The 14,884-nt window shown below is 73.0% G+C and carries 13 protein-coding genes; 4 read left to right on the forward strand and 9 right to left on the reverse strand.

Annotation, left to right across the window (positions count from 1 at the left end; genetic code table 11):
- Positions 1–87: 87 nt before the first annotated feature.
- The 7 genes from ACFFHU_RS14000 to ACFFHU_RS14030 form a co-directional block, all read right to left on the reverse strand.
- Positions 88–2,073 carry an ABC transporter ATP-binding protein gene (locus ACFFHU_RS14000; protein ID WP_377339765.1) on the reverse strand — a complete coding sequence of 662 codons (1,986 nt, stop codon included), beginning with the start codon at positions 2,071–2,073 and terminating at the stop codon, positions 88–90.
- A gap of 247 nt (positions 2,074–2,320) precedes the next feature.
- Positions 2,321–4,054: an ABC transporter ATP-binding protein gene (locus ACFFHU_RS14005; protein WP_377338903.1), complete on the reverse strand. Its 1,734-nt coding sequence runs from the start codon at positions 4,052–4,054 to the stop codon at positions 2,321–2,323.
- A complete protein-coding gene (locus tag ACFFHU_RS14010) occupies positions 4,048–4,545 on the reverse strand; it encodes a MarR family winged helix-turn-helix transcriptional regulator (RefSeq protein ID WP_377338905.1) in 498 nt (165 codons plus the stop codon). Before ACFFHU_RS14010 ends, ACFFHU_RS14005 begins: the two co-directional genes overlap by 7 nt.
- Before the next feature lie 24 nt (positions 4,546–4,569).
- The gene (locus ACFFHU_RS14015; protein WP_377338907.1) at positions 4,570–5,223 is read right to left on the reverse strand and encodes a MerR family transcriptional regulator; all 654 of its coding nucleotides are present in this window, start codon (positions 5,221–5,223) and stop codon (positions 4,570–4,572) included.
- Between the two features lie 88 nt (positions 5,224–5,311).
- The gene (locus tag ACFFHU_RS14020; protein WP_377338908.1) at positions 5,312–6,751 is read right to left on the reverse strand and encodes a GuaB1 family IMP dehydrogenase-related protein; all 1,440 of its coding nucleotides are present in this window, start codon (positions 6,749–6,751) and stop codon (positions 5,312–5,314) included.
- Positions 6,752–6,813: 62 nt separating this feature from the next.
- On the reverse strand, positions 6,814–7,407 hold the full coding sequence (locus ACFFHU_RS14025) for a LysE/ArgO family amino acid transporter (protein ID WP_377338909.1): 594 nt from the start codon (positions 7,405–7,407) through the stop codon (positions 6,814–6,816).
- A 4-nt stretch (positions 7,408–7,411) separates the two neighbouring features.
- Positions 7,412–9,163, reverse strand: a complete 1,752-nt coding sequence (locus ACFFHU_RS14030) for an acetyl/propionyl/methylcrotonyl-CoA carboxylase subunit alpha (protein WP_377338911.1) — start codon at positions 9,161–9,163, stop codon at positions 7,412–7,414.
- A 122-nt stretch (positions 9,164–9,285) separates the two neighbouring features.
- On the opposite strand from ACFFHU_RS14030, the gene ACFFHU_RS14035 reads away from it, so the two are divergent.
- From ACFFHU_RS14035 to ACFFHU_RS14050, 4 genes are all read left to right on the forward strand, one after another.
- Entirely contained in the window at positions 9,286–9,915 is a 630-nt protein-coding gene (locus ACFFHU_RS14035; RefSeq protein ID WP_377338912.1) for a PadR family transcriptional regulator, read from the forward strand.
- Between the two features lie 154 nt (positions 9,916–10,069).
- Positions 10,070–11,026 carry an ATP-binding cassette domain-containing protein gene (locus tag ACFFHU_RS14040; RefSeq protein ID WP_377338914.1) on the forward strand — a complete coding sequence of 319 codons (957 nt, stop codon included), beginning with the start codon at positions 10,070–10,072 and terminating at the stop codon, positions 11,024–11,026.
- Positions 11,027–11,037: 11 nt separating this feature from the next.
- Positions 11,038–11,802 (forward strand): ABC transporter permease, encoded by a 765-nt coding sequence (locus ACFFHU_RS14045; protein ID WP_377338916.1) that lies wholly within the window; start codon positions 11,038–11,040, stop codon positions 11,800–11,802.
- 86 nt (positions 11,803–11,888) lie between these two features.
- Positions 11,889–13,058: an MFS transporter gene (locus tag ACFFHU_RS14050; RefSeq protein ID WP_377338917.1), complete on the forward strand. Its 1,170-nt coding sequence runs from the start codon at positions 11,889–11,891 to the stop codon at positions 13,056–13,058.
- Between the two features lie 71 nt (positions 13,059–13,129).
- Here the strand turns inward: ACFFHU_RS14050 and ACFFHU_RS14055 are convergent, their stop codons facing one another.
- Entirely contained in the window at positions 13,130–13,783 is a 654-nt protein-coding gene (locus ACFFHU_RS14055) for an O-methyltransferase (RefSeq protein ID WP_377338919.1), read from the reverse strand.
- Positions 13,784–13,798: 15 nt separating this feature from the next.
- Positions 13,799–14,545, reverse strand: coding sequence for a Maf family protein (locus ACFFHU_RS14060; protein WP_377338920.1), 747 nt, complete (start codon positions 14,543–14,545; stop codon positions 13,799–13,801).
- Positions 14,546–14,884: the final 339 nt, after the last annotated feature.

Raw genomic sequence — 14,884 nt, forward strand, 5'->3', positions numbered from 1 at the left:
CGATCATGGAGTTGTGGTGTCCGGAAGAGGGCCGGATGGCGGGATTCGTTCCCACCACAACTCCATGATCGACGTCATCGTCCCCGGTCAGGAGGCCGGTATTCGGGGCCGCGGGCCGCCGGCCCGCGGTCCCACGCCGGCCGGCACCTGGCCGGCCCCCGCCGCGGCCGCTTCGTCGAGATCCACCGCCGCGGCCGAGAACTGCGCATGGTAGAGCCGGGCGTAGGCCCCGCCGGCCGCCAGCAACTCCTGGTGGGTGCCCTGTTCCACGATCCGGCCCTGCTCCATCACCAGGATCAGGTCCGCGTCGCGGATGGTGGACAGCCGGTGCGCGATCACGAAGCTGGTCCGATCCTCCCGGAGCGCCGCCATGGCCCGTTGCAGCAGGACCTCGGTGCGGGTGTCCACCGAGCTGGTCGCCTCGTCGAGGATCAGCAGCGACGGGTCGGCCAGGAACGCCCGGGCGATCGTGATGAGCTGCCGCTCACCGGCGCTGACGTTGCTGCCCTCCTCATCGATCACCGTGTCGTAGCCGTCCGGCAGGCTGCGGACGAACCGGTCCACGAAGGTGGCCCGGGCCGCCGCGAGGATCTGCTCCTCGGTCGCGTTCGGGTTGCCGTACGCGATGTTGTCCCGGATCGTGCCGCCGAACAGCCAGGTGTCCTGCAACACCATCCCGATCTCGCCGCGCAGCTCGTCCCGGCGCATCGTGGTGATGTCCACCCCGTCCAGCGTGATCCGCCCGGCGTCCAGCTCGTAGAACCGCATCACCAGATTGACCAGGGTGGTCTTGCCGGCGCCGGTCGGACCGACGATGGCCACGGTGTGCCCCGGGTCGGCCACCAGGGAGAGGTCCTCGATCAGCGGCTTGTCCGGCTGGTAGCGGAAGGAGACGTGCTCGAACTCGACCCGGCCGTGCCGGTCGGTCACCCGGGCCGGCCGCGCCGGCTCGGGGCTCTGCTCCGCGGCGTCGAGCACGGCGAACACCCGCTCGGCCGAGGCCACCCCGGACTGCAGCAGGTTGGCCATCGAGGCCACCTGGGTCAGTGGCTGGGTGAACTGCCGGGAGTATTGGATGAACGCCTGCACGTCGCCCAGGCTCATCGCGCCCGAGGCCACCCGCAGCCCGCCCACCACGGCGATCGCCACGTAGCTGAGATTACCGATGAACATCATCGACGGCATGATGATCCCGGACACGAACTGGGCGCCGAAGCTGGCCCGGAACAGCTCCTCGTTCTTCGCGGCGAACGCGGCCTGCACCTCCTGCTGCCGCCCGAACACCTTGACCAGCTCGTGCCCGGTGTAGGCCTCCTCGATCTGGCCGTTCAGCGCGCCGGTGTGCGTCCACTGGGCCACGAACTGCCGCTGCGACCGCTTGGCGATGAGCCTGGTCACCAGCACCGACAGCGGGATGGCCACCAGGGCCACCACGGCCAGCAGCGGCGAGATCACGAACATCATGGTGAGCACGCCGATCACCGACAGCAGCGAGGTGAGCAGCTGGCTCAGGGTCTGCGACAGCGTCTGCGAGATGTTGTCGATGTCGTTGGTGACCCGGCTGAGCAGCTCGCCCCGGGGCTGCCCGTCGAAGTACGGCAGGGGCAGCCGGTTGAGCTTGTCCTCGACGTCCGCCCGCAGTCGCAGGATGGTCGCCTGCACCACCCCGTTGAGCAGGTAGCCCTGCAGCCACATGAGCAGGCTGGCCACCACGTACAGGGCGAGCACCACCAGCAGCACGTTGCGCAGGGCGGTGAAGTCGATGCCGCGGCCGGGCACGACGTCCATCCGGGCCAGCATGTCGGCCACGTTGGCGTTGCCGGAGGCGCGGACCGCGGCCACCGCCTGGTCATGGGTCATCCCGGCCGGGAACTGCTTGCCGAGCAGGCCCGTGAAGATCACGTCGGTGGCCCGACCGAGGATCTTCGGCCCGATCACGGTGCACGCCACGCTCAGCACGGCCAGCGCCGCCACCGCGAGCACCTGGCCGCGCTGCGGGCTCAGCCGGGCCAGCAGACGCCGGGCCGAGGGCCCGAAGTTCATGGACTTCTCGGCCGGCATCCCGGCCGTCATCCAGGGCGGCCCGCCGCCCCGGCGCGCGGCCGTGGGCAGCCGGGCCGGCGTGCCGCCGCCACCCGCCGGCGTGCCGCCGCCACCCGCCGGCGTGCCGCCGCCACCCGCCGGCGTGCCGCCGCCACCCGCCGGCGTGCCGCCGCCACCCGCCGGCGTCGAACCGCCGGCCCTCGTGTCCGTCATCCCCGTCCCCCCGTCGTGCCGTCCGCCGGTCGTCCCGGTCGCGCGCCGCGCCCGCTCCGCCCGGTCATGCCAGCGCCGCCGCGGTCTGCTGCGAGGCGACGATCTCCGCGTACGTCGGGCAGGTGTCCAGAAGTTCGTCGTGCCGGCCGATCCCCACCACCGCGCCGTCGTCGAGCACCACGATCTGGTCGGCGTCCACGATCGTGGAGACCCGCTGGGCCACGATCACCACCGCGGCCTCCCGGGTGATCGGCCGCAGCGCGGCCCGCAGCCGGGCGTCGGTGCCCAGGTCGAGGGCCGAGAACGAGTCGTCGAAGAGATAGATCTCCGGGCGCCGGATCAGCGCCCGGGCGATCGCCAGCCGCTGCCGCTGACCGCCGGAGACGTTCGTGCCGCCCTGCGCGATCGGCGCATCCAGCCCGCCCGGCATCCGCGACACGAAGTCGCGGGCCTGCGCGGTCTCCAGCACCTCCCACAGCTCCTGGTCGGTGGCGTCCGGCCGTCCGTACCGGAGGTTGCTGGCCACCGTGCCGGAGAAGAGGTACGGCCGCTGCGGGACCAGCCCGATGCGGCTCCACAGCACGTCCGGGTCCAGGTCCCGGACGTCCACCCCGTCCACCAGGACCGCGCCGCCGGTGGCGTCGAAGAGCCGGGGGACCAGCGAGACCAGCGTGGTCTTGCCGGCGCCGGTGCTGCCGATGATGGCCGTGGTGCGACCTGCCTCGGCCCGGAACGAGATGTGCCGGAGCACCGGCGCGGCCGCTCCCGGGTACTGGAAGCTGACGTCCCGCAGCTCGAGTTCGCCGTGCCGGGACACCTCGGTCACCGGCTCGGCGGGCGGCGCCACCGAGGACTCGGTGTCCAGCACCTCGACGGCCCGGTCCGCGCAGACCGCGGCCCGCGGCACCATCATGAACATGAAGGTGGCCATCATGACCGACATCAGGATCATCATGAGGTAGCTCAGGAACGCGGTGAGCGCGCCGATCTGGATCTTTCCGGCGTCCACCCTTCCGGCGCCGACCCACAGCACGGCCACGCTGGAGAGGTTGAGCACGAGCATCACGACCGGGAAGATCATGGCCTGCAGCCGGCCGGCCCGCAGCGCGGTCTGGGTCAGGTCCTCGTTGGCGGCGCCGAACCGCCCGGTCTCGTACGGCTCCCGGACGAACGCGCGGACCACCCGGATGCCGCTGATCTGCTCGCGGAGCACCCGGTTGACCGTGTCGATCCGGGTCTGCATGAGGCGGAACTGCGGGACCATCTTCCGGATGATCGAGCCGATCGCCACGATCAGCACCGGCACGCTGACCAGCATGAGCCAGGACAGCCCCACGTCCTCGCGCAGCGCCATGATGACGCCGCCCACGCACATGATCGGCGCGGCCACCATCATGGTGCAGCTCAGCAGCACCAGCATCTGCACCTGCTGCACGTCGTTCGTGTTGCGGGTGATCAGCGAAGGGGCGCCGAAGTGGGCCACCTCGCGCGCCGAGAAGGTGCCGATCCGCCGGAACAGCTCGGCGCGCAGGTCCCGGCCGAACGCCATGGCCGTCCGCGCGCCGAGGTAGACGGCGGCGATGGAGCAGGCGATCTGCAGACCGCTGACCAGCAGCATCCACCCGCCCGTGCTGAGGATGTAGCCGGTGTCGCCGCGGGCCACCCCCCGGTCGATGATGTCGGCGTTCAGGCTCGGCAGGTAGAGCGAGGCCATGGTGCCGACGAGTTGCAGGAGCACGACCCCGATGAGGGTCGCGGTGTAGGGCCGCAGGTGTTCCCGCAGCAGCCGGATCAGCATCGGGCGCCTCCCGAGCCCCGTTGGTGGTCTTCCTGTAACAACACCGGGTCCTCCCCGTCAGACATGGTGCCGATGAGTTCGAGTAGAAAGCTGCGAATGACCGCGGCGTTCGCCGGGTCGGCGTCGACCGAGGTGAGCGGGTCCCGACGCTGGGTCAGCTCGGACAGCTCCCGGACGTGCCGCCTGCCGTCGGCGGTCAGGGCCAACCGGACGGTACGCCGGTCGGCGGCGTCGCGGCGTCGCTCCACCAGGCCCCGCCGCTCGAGGGTGTCGACGATCCCGGTCAGGGTCGCCGGCCGGACGAAGCAGCGCTCGGCGATCTCCCGATGCCCCAGCTCGCCCGAGTGGGCGAGAGTGAACAGCACGTGCATGCCGGCCGGGGTGAGCCCGTGCCGGTCGGCCAGGTAGGCGCTCCAACGCTGCCCCACCATCCGGCCCGCCACGTGCAGCAGCCGGCCGAGCGGGACGTCGTCGAGGCGTACCAGGTCCATGGCCGCATGTTAGCTCCCTGATGGTTAGGGGCCAAACCTATTTTCCGTCTCCTCGTCGGACGGCGGCGACCAGCCCGGCGGCAGCATCTCGGCCCGGGCCCGGTGCGCCGCCGCCAGGTCCGCCGGGGAGATCCGCGCCAGCCAGCGGCGCCGCGTCTCGGTCAGCTCGGCCCGTTGCTCCGGGGTGAGCAGTTCGGCCGCCCGCCGTCGCTCGGCCACCATCTCGGCCAGCTGCTCGGGGGTGAGAGGCCTGCGCATGGTGATCATCCCTTCGATGAGATCGAGGACCTGCCGCACCGAGGGCTCGGCGGCGTGGTCGAGGGCCGCGAGCACACCGATCAGGCTCTGCCGCAGCCGGTGCGCGCTCGTGATCCGCTCGTCGACCTGCGCCAGTTGCTGCCGGAACAGCTCGCGGGGATCGACGTCGGCGCCGTCGAGCAACCGCCGGATCTCGCCCAGCGCCAGGCCGAAGCCCCGCAGCGCGAGCACCCGGTACAGCCGGTTCACCTCGGCCGCGGTGTAGCGCCGGTGCCCGGCCGCGTCCCGTCCCGACGGCACGAGCAGCCCGATCTCGTCGTAGTGCCGCAGGCTGCGCACGCTCACCCCGGTGGCCTCGGCCAGCTGGCCGATCCGCCAGCCGGGTCCGCCGTCGGGTTCCGGGAGCGCCCTCGTGTGCACGCCGACGACGCTAGGCCCTCACACCGCGGGAGGGGCAAGGCCATTTATCCGCTGTCCGCCTACCGGCGCGGCGTGTCGGCCGTTCCGGTCACCAGCTCGCGGGCAGGGGCATCCCCTCGGTGTAGCCGGCCGCGCTCTGCACCCCGATCAGCGCCCGCTCACGGAACTCGGCGAGGCTGGCCGCGCCCGCGTACGTGCAGGCGCTGCGGACCCCGGCCACGATCTCGTCGATCAGGTCCTCCACGCCGGGACGGGTCGGATCCAGGTGCATCCGGGCCGAGGAGATGCCCTCCTCGAACACCGCCTTGCGGGACCGGTCGAACGCGCTGTCGTCCGCGGTGCGCGCGCTCACCGCCCGGGCCGAGGCCATCCCGAAGCTCTCCTTGTAGCGCCGGCCGTCCGGGTCCACGTACAGGTCGCCGGGGGACTCGTAGGTCCCGGCGAACCAGGATCCGATCATCACGTTGGCGGCGCCGGCCGCGAGCGCCAGGGCCACGTCGCGGGGGTGCCGGACCCCGCCGTCGGCCCAGACGTGCCGGCCCAGCCGATCCGCCTCGGCCGCGCACTCCAGCACCGCCGAGAACTGCGGCCGGCCCACCCCGGTCATCATCCGGGTCGTACACATGGCGCCCGGGCCGACGCCCACCTTGAGGATGTCCGCGCCCGCCTCGGCCAGGTCGCGTACGCCGTCGGCGGTGACCACGTTGCCGGCCGCGACCGGGACCGGCGGGTCGAGCTTGCGCACCGCGCGCAGCGCCGCCAGCATCCGTTCCTGGTGCCCGTGCGCGGTGTCCACCACCAGCGTGTCGATGCCGGCGGAGAAGAGCGCGGCGGCCTTGCCCGGCACGTCGCCGTTGATGCCGATGGCCGCCGCCACCCGGAGCCGCCCGGTGTCGTCGAGGGCCGGCCGGTAGAGGGTGGCCCGCAGCGCGCCCTTGCGGGTGAGCACCCCGACGAGCCGGCCGTCGGAGTCCACCACCGGGGCCAGCCGGCGCCGGCCCGCGGAGAGCAAATCGAATCCGGTACGCGGATCAGCCTCGGCCGGCACGGTGTGCAGCTCGGTGGACATCACGTGGCGCAGCTGGGTGAACCGGTCCTCGCCCTCGGTGTCCGCCTCGGTCACCACGCCCAGCGGCCGACGCTGCTCGTCGACCACCACCACGGCGCCGTGCGACCGCTTCGGCAGCAGGTGGATGGCGTCCCCGACGGTGTCCGTCGGACCGAGCGTGATGGCCGTGTCGTGCACCAGGTGCCGCTGCTTGACCCAGGAGACCACCTCGGCCACCACCTCGATGGGGATGTCCTGCGGCAGCACGGTGAGCGCGCCGCGCCGGGCCGTCGTCTCGGCCATCCGCCGGCCGGCCACGGCCGTCATGTTGGCCACGACGAGCGGGATCGTCGTCCCGGTGCCGTCCGAGGTGGAGAGGTCGACGTCCAGCCGGGAACCGACCTCGGACCGGGCCGGTGCCATGAAGACGTCGCTGTAGGTCAGGTCGTGCGCGGGCGCCGCGCCGGAGAGAAACCGCACCCGGCCATCATTCCCGGCATCGCGGCCGGGCGTGGCCGGTGGTCACCGAAAACACGTCCGGATCAGAGGGTGACCAGCGACACGCCGACCGCCGCCATCACCACGGCGATGGCGCCGTCCAGCCACCGCCAGGCCACCGGCCGGGCCAGCAGCGCGCCGAGCCGGTACGCCCCGAAGCCGAGCCCGCCGAACCAGGCGGCGCTGGCCAGCGCGGCGCCCAGCCCGAACAGCCACGGCCGCGGATCGCGGTGCGCGATCGTGCCCAGCAGGAGCACCGTGTCCAGGTAGACGTGCGGGTTGACGTAGGTGAGGGCCAGGCACGTGAGGATCGTGGCCCGCAGCGGCGCGGGCGGCCGGTCAGTGGGCGCCAGCGCGCCCGGGTGCAGCGCGCGGCGAGCCGCGAGGACGGCGTACCCGAGCAGGAAGGCCGCGCCGAGCCAGCGGACCGCGACCAGCAGCGCCGGCCGGCCGGCCACGGCCGCGCCCACCCCGGCGATGCCGGCGGCGATCAGCAGCGCGTCGGACGCCGCGCAGGTGAGCACGACCGGCAGCACGTGCTCGCGCCGCAGCCCCTGCCGGAGCACGAACGCGTTCTGCGCGCCGATGGCCACGATCAGGGCGAGCGAGACCGAGAAACCGGCCAGGGCGGAGGTCAACCCGTCAGGCGATGGTGCAGATGGCGGCGCCGGCCGAGATGACCGCGCCCACCTCGGCGCTCAGCCCCTGCACCACGCCGCCCTTGTGGGCGTGCAGCGGCTGCTCCATCTTCATGGCCTCGAGCACCACCACCAGATCGCCCTCGGCCACGGTGTCCCCGTCGGCCACGGCGATCTTGACGATCGTGCCCTGCATCGGCGAGGTGAGCGCGTCGCCCCCGGCGGCCGCGCCGGCCTTGCTCCCGCCGCCGCGCCGGGCCGGCCGACGGGCGGCGGGCGCCGCGGCGGACGTACCGGCGCCGAGGCCGGCGGGGAGGCTGACCTCCAGCCGCTTGCCGCCCACCTCGACCACGACGGTCTCGCGTTCGGCCGGCGGCTCGCCGGCCCCGGCCGCCGCGGTGAACGGCGGCACGGTGTTGTCGAACTCGGTCTCGATCCACCGGGTGTGCACGGTGAACGGCTCGGCGGTGAACGCCGGGTCGCGGACGACCAGCCGGTGGAAGGGCAGCGCCGTTGCCATGCCCTCGAGGACCATCTCGTCCAGGGCCCGGCGGGCCCGCTCGATCGCCTCGGCGCGGGTCTCGCCGGTGATGATCAGCTTGGCCAGCAGCGAGTCGAAGTTCCCGCCGATCACATCCCCGGCCGTGACGCCGGTGTCCACCCGGACGCCCGGGCCGGTGGGCAGCCGCAGCGTGGTGACGGTGCCGGGCGCCGGCAGGAAGTTCCGGCCCGGGTCCTCACCGTTGATCCGGAACTCGATGGCGTGCCCGCGCGGCGTCGGGTCCTCGGTGATCCGCAGCTTCTCGCCGTCGGCGATCCGGAACTGCTCGCGGACCAGGTCGATCCCGGCGGTCTCCTCGGTGACCGGGTGCTCGACCTGGAGCCGGGTGTTGACCTCGAGGAAGGAGATGGTGCCGTCGCCGCCGACCAGGTATTCGACCGTGCCGGCGCCGTGGTAGCCGGCCTCCCGGCAGATCGCCTTGGCGCTGTCGTGGATCTGCGCCCGCTGCCCGTCGGTGAGGAACGGCGCGGGGGCCTCCTCGACCAGCTTCTGGTGGCGGCGCTGCAGCGAGCAGTCCCGGGTGCCCACCACGATCACGTTTCCGTGCTGGTCGGCCAGCACCTGCGCCTCGACGTGCCGGGGCTTGTCGAGGTAGCGCTCGACGAAGCACTCGCCGCGGCCGAACGCGGCCACCGCCTCCCGGGTCGCCGACTCGAACAGCGCGGGGATCTCGTCCATCGTCCGGGCCACCTTGAGCCCGCGGCCGCCGCCGCCGAACGCCGCCTTGATCGCCACCGGCAGCCCGTGGTCGACCGCGAACGCCATCACCTCGTCCGGGCCGCCGACCGGGTCCGGGGTGCCGGGCACCAGCGGGGCGCCGGCACGCTGCGCGATGTGCCGGGCGGTCACCTTGTCGCCGAGGTCGCGGATGGCCTGCGGGGACGGCCCGATCCAGGTGAGGTCGGCGTCCAGCACCGCCTGGGCGAAGTCGGCGTTCTCCGACAGGAAGCCGTACCCGGGGTGCACCGCGTCGGCGCCGGCCCGCGCGGCCACGTCGATCAGCTTCTCGATCCGCAGGTAGGTCTCGGCGGCCGAGTCACCACCCAACGCGTACGCCTCGTCGGCCAGCGTGACGTGCAGGGCGTCCCGGTCGGAGTCCGCGTAGACGGCGACGCTGGCCAGGCCGGCGTCGCGGCACGCGCGGATCACCCGGACGGCGATCTCGCCCCGGTTGGCGATGAGTACCTTACGCACGGCGACGGTTCCCCTCTTCCCGCTGAGGTTGTTGCCCGGGAGTGTATCGGCCGATTTGATCAACTTGACGGTCGCTCGGTGTGGGATCTGGCATAGTCAAATTTGGCTATTACGCTTGTCGGGTGTCACCTACCCGAATGATGATCCTCGGCCTGGTCTCCTGGCTGCAGCCGGTGCACGGTTACGACGTCCGGCGCGAGCTGTTGAGCTGGGGCGCCGACAAGTGGGCCAACGTCCAGCCCGGCTCGATCTATCACGCGCTGCGCAAGATGAGCGAGGAGGGACTGCTCCGGGAGGTGGCCACCGAGCAGGTGGGCGCGCGTCCGGCGCGGACCACGTACGAGATCACCGACAAGGGCCGGGACGCGTTCGAGGGGATGCTGCGGGACCTCTGGTGGGGGCTGCACCAGCCGCCCGACCCGTTCCTCGCGGCGTTCTCGTTCCTGCCCGCGCTGCCCCGCGAGGAGGCGGTGGCCGCCCTGCGAAACCGGGCCCGCCTGATCACTGCCGGCGTGGCCTCGGTGCAGGCCTCCGTGGACTCGTTCTGGATAAAATCGAAGCCTGTAAATGTTGCCTGGATGATGGAGTTGTGGGTGGTCCGCGGCGAGGCCGAGGCCGCCTGGTGCGATCGGATCGCCGACCGGATCGAGGGCGGAGCGTCGTACCTGCCTGCTGAACTGAGTCGCGGCGAGGGCTGGCAGCAGTGGAAGGCCCGGATCGACCCCGAATGGACCGGCCCGGCGGACACGTAATAATCAAGCTTGACCAAGAAAGCTATATCGCGTTAGCCTGCTGCGCGAAGCGTCGGGGTGCGCGCCTTCGGCTCCGCCCCGGTGACAAGCGGCCGGGCGCCGCCGGCCACACGAGGGGGCCGGCGGCGTTCGGCCCCGCCGACCAGGAGCAGACATGATCGAGACCTCCGGGCTGCGGAAGTCCTTCCGCTCCCGACAGGGCAAACAGAAGAAGTCGGTGGACGCCGTGCGCGGCGTCGACCTGCGGGTCGAGGAGGGGGAGATCTTCGGCTTCCTCGGTCCGAACGGCGCGGGCAAGACCACCACGCTGCGGATGCTGGCCACGCTCATCGAGCCGGACGGCGGCGAGGCCACCATCGCGGGCGCCAACGTGCGCACCGAGCCGGCGGAGGTCCGCCGCCGAATCGGGTACGTCGCCCAGGGCGGCAGCACCTGGGACGGCTCGACGGCCCGCGAGGAGCTGACCCTGCAGGCCCGGCTGTACGGCATGAGCAAGGCCCGGGCCCGGCAGCGCACCGACGAGGCGCTGGCCGCGTTCCAGCTCAGCGAGTACGCCGACCGCAAGTGCAGCACCTACTCCGGCGGTCAGCGCCGGCGGGTGGACATCGCGCTCGGCATCATCCACGAGCCCCGGGTGGTCTTCCTGGACGAGCCGACCACCGGGCTCGACCCGCAGAGCCGGGCGCACATGTGGGACGAGATCCGGCGGCTGCGCGCCGAGGGCATGACCGTCTTCATCACCACCCACTACCTCGACGAGGCCGACGCGCTCTGCGATCGCATCGCGATCATGGACAACGGCGAGATCGTGGCCGAGGGCACGCCCGCCGAGCTGAAGCGGGAGATCTCCGGCGACATCGTCACGGTGGGCATCGAGGGGCCGGTGGCCCGCGCCGCCGAGGTGCTGGACACCCAGCCGTACGTCAACAAGCTCGAGACGCCCGAGGAGGGCGGCCTGCGGCTGTTCGTCGACGAGGGCGCCGTGGCCATCCCGCAGATCCTGCGCACCCTGGACGGCGCCGGCACGACGCTGCAGTCCATCGGCCTGCACCGGCCGAGCCTGGACGACGTGTTCCTCACCAAGACCGGCCGCTCCCTGCGGGAAAGCTGAGAGGCGACGAGATGAAACTGGCCCGCGACACCTGGCTGATCTTCCAGCGGCAGTTCATGCTGCTGGCCCGCAACCCCGTGTGGGTGTTCGTCGGCGTCTTCCAGCCGGTGATGTACCTGCTGCTCTTCGCCCCGCTGCTCAAGCCGGCGCTGGCCCCGCTGGGCGCCACCACCAACGCGCAGACGTACCGCATCTTCGTGCCCGGCCTGCTGGTGCTGCTGGCCATCTTCGGCGGCCTGTTCCAGGGCTTCGGCCTGATCGCCGAGCTGCGCGCCGGGGTCATCGAGCGGTCCCGGGTCACCCCGGTGAGCCGGTTCGCGCTGCTGCTCGGCCGCTCGCTGCGGGACGTCGTCTCGCTGCTGGCCCAGGCGGTGATCATCACGCTGCTGGCGCTGGCCTTCGGGCTGCGGGTGCAGATCGGCAACCTGCTGCTGGCGTACCTGCTGCTGGCCCTGATCGCGCTGATGACCTCCACCCTGTCCTACGGCGTGGCGCTGCGGGTCAAGAGCGAGGACGCGCTGGCGCCGCTGATGAACACGGTGGCCCAGCCGGTGCTGCTGCTCTCCGGCATCCTGCTGCCGCTGGCGTTCGCGCCGAGCTGGCTGCGCCGGGTCGCCGACTGGAACCCCTTCTCCTGGGCCGTGGACGGCGCCCGGGCGCTGTTCGCCGGCCACATCGGCGACGACTCCGTCTGGCAGGGGCTCACGGTGATCGGCGTGATCGCGGTGCTCGCCGTGGTCTGGGCCGCCCGCGAGTTCGCCCGCAGCGTGCGCTGAGGACGCCGGAAAGTCGCACCGGAGGCGGCGAGAGCTGCCTCTCACCGCGGGGCTAGGCACGGCCGGGCGCTTGTAGCGTAAGGGCCGTGCCGCGCCTCGTACATGACCGGATCACCTGGCTGACGTACGCCCAGCTCGGCGTCTGGGGATTCTTCCTCTACGGCTTCGGCCCGGTGGTGCCGCTGCTGCGCGACGAGCAGGGCACCACGGCCGCCGTGGCCGGCCTGCACAGCACCGCCATCGCGGTCGGCTCGCTCATCGGCGGGTTCCTGTTCGCCCCGCTGGCTGGCCGGCTCGGCCGGGGCGCCACCAGCTGGCTCGGGCTGGCCGGGGTGGCCGCGGGCGTCGCGGCGCTGTGCGCGCTGCGGCCGCTGCCCGCCACCCTCACCGCGGTGGTCGTCATCGCTGGCTTCGGCATGTTGCTGCTCGGCGGGGTCAACGCCACCCTCTCCGGGCACCACGGACCGGCCGCGCCGGCCGCCATCAGCGAGGCCAACGCCGCCTGCGCCGGGATGGGCCTGCTCGCCCCGCTCGTGGTCGGGCTCGCGGTGGGCGCCGGCGCCGGGTGGCGGCCCGCCCTCGCCGCCGAGGTCGGCCTGATCGCGCTCGTCGCCGTTGCCGCCGCCGCCTTCCGGGTACGGCTGCCCCGGGGTGGCCGGATCGACGCCGAACCGGGCCACCGGCCCGGCCCGCTGCCCCGGGCCTACTGGGTCGCCTGGCTGCTCATGGCGGTCACCGGTTCGATCGAGGTCTGCCTGTCGCTCTGGGCCGCGCTGGTGCTGCGGACCTCCGCCGGCATGTCGGCGGGGGCGGCCTCGGCCGCGCTGGCCGCCATCGTCGGCGGGATGTTCCTCGGCCGGCTCGTGGGCGGCCGGATCGCGCTGCGGGTCCCCCCGATCCCGCTGCTGCTGGTGGCCCTGACCATCTCGCTCGCCGGCTTCGCCGTCTTCTGGTCCGCGTCGGCGCCGGCGCCCGCGGTGGCCGGCCTGCTCGTGCTGGGCATCGGGAACTCCCTGCACTACCCGCTCGCCGTGTCCATCGCGCTGGCCGCCGCGGGGGAGCAGGCCGACCGCGCCGCCGGCTACTCGTCGTACTCGATGGCCGTCGGCTTCGGCATCGCGCCCGTGGCGCTGGGCTGGGTGGCCGACGGCGTGGGCGCGCACGCCGCATTCCTGCTGCTCCCGGGCTTCATCGCCGCGGCCGTCGCCCTGGTCGTGCTGCTCCGTCGTGAACGCTTCGCCCCCCTCCCGGTCTGACCCGCCCTGCGCCCCCGTCCGCCCTCCGGCCCACCCCCGGCGCGTCAGCGGCGGCGGCGGCGGGGGCCGGGTCAGCGGCGGCGGGCCAGGGTCATGCCGTCGGCGATGGGCAGCATGACGGCCTCGACCCGGTCGTCCCGGTTCACCGCGTCGTTGAAGTCGGCGATCACCCGGTCGGCCTCGCTGGCCGGCGCGATCACCCGGCCACCGCGGAACACGTTGTCCACCCCGATCACCCCGCCCGGGCGCATTCGCGGCACCAGCTCGGCCCAGTACGCCGGATAACCGATCTTGTCCGCGTCGATGAAGGCGAGGTCCACGTGCGGCTCGGTCGGCAACGCCCGCAGCGTGTCCAGGGCGGGTGCGATGCGCAGGTCGATCCGGTCCTCGACGCCGGCCAGCCGCCAGTATCGCCGGGCGATGCTGGTGTACTCCTCGGAGACGTCGCAGCAGATCAGCCGGCCGTCCGGCGGCAGGCCGCGGGCGATGGCGAGGGCGGAGGTGCCGGTGAAGGTGCCCACCTCCACCGCCGTCCGGGCCCCGATCAGCCTGGTCAGGAAGGTGAGCAGCCCCGCCTGTTCCGGGGACACCTGCATCTCGGCGTCGTCCGGCAGGACCGAGCGGGTCTCCGCGTACAGGTCCCGGGTCACCTGGTCCGGCGCGGAGCCATGCGCCACGAGGTAGTCGTGTAGTTGTTCGGTGATGGGTACGGTCCGGCTCGTCATGATCGGACCGTAGCGCTACCCGCGGTCGCCCGTGGTACCGCTCCACAGATCGGTGATCCGCAGGCCCAGGCCGGCCAGCAGCTCACGCAGCAGCGGCAGCGACAGCCCGACCACCGTGCCGTGGTCACCCTCGATCCGCTCGACGAACGGGCCGCCCAGGCCATCGATGGTGAACGCCCCCGCCACGGCGAGCGGCTCGCCCGTCGCCACGTAGCTGGCGATCTCCTCGTCGTCGAGGTTGGCGAAGTGCACGGTGGTGGCGGCCACGCCCTCGGCGCGGGCGCCGGCCGGGTCGATGAGACAGTGCCCGGTGTAGAGCACGCCGCTGCGCCCGCGCATCGCGGACCACCGCCGGGCCGCCTCGACGGCGTCGCCCGGCTTGCCCAGGATCTCGCCGTCGAAGGCCAGCACCGAGTCACAGCCCAGCACCAGCGTCCGGTAGAGCAGGTCGGCGCCCGCCGGGAGACCGTTGCTCCGATCCGGGAGACCGCCCATCCGGTGCGGCGCGTCGGCGGCGTGCCGTCCCGCGGCGACCGGCGCGTCGTTGAGATCCTCCATCCCCGACCGCACCCGGCCGACCACCGCCTCGGCCTTCAGCCGGGCCAACTGCAGGCACAGGTCGTCCGGCTGGTCGGCCGCCACCAGCGACTCGTCGACGCCGCTGACCAGCACGAACGGCTGGATCCCGGCGGCCAGCAGCAGCTTGCGGCGGGCCGGACTGGCGGAGGCGAGGACGAAGCGCAGCGGATTGGCGGTCGGCACCGGCCCACCATACCGACGAGCCAGGACACTTTCGGCCCCCCACCCGCCGGACCCCAGCGAGCCCGCCAGAGTGTCGCCCCCGGGCGCCCGTCCGGGAGACGCGCCCCGATACCCCGGGCGGTCGTCCGGGAGACGCGCCCCGACACCCCAGGCGGTCGTCCGGGGACGCGCCCCGATACCCCGGGCGATCGTCCGGGAGACGCGCCCCGACACCCCAGGCGGTCGTCCGGGATATCGGGCCCGGGAGACGGGCCCGACATCGGCGATCTCGGGGTGCTGGCCTAAGCACGAGCCCCCAACATCGCAGATCACGAGTTGGCCCGGCCCCTGCTCCCGACC

Source organism: Plantactinospora siamensis, assembly GCF_042434095.1.
GTDB lineage: Bacteria > Actinomycetota > Actinomycetes > Mycobacteriales > Micromonosporaceae > KBS50.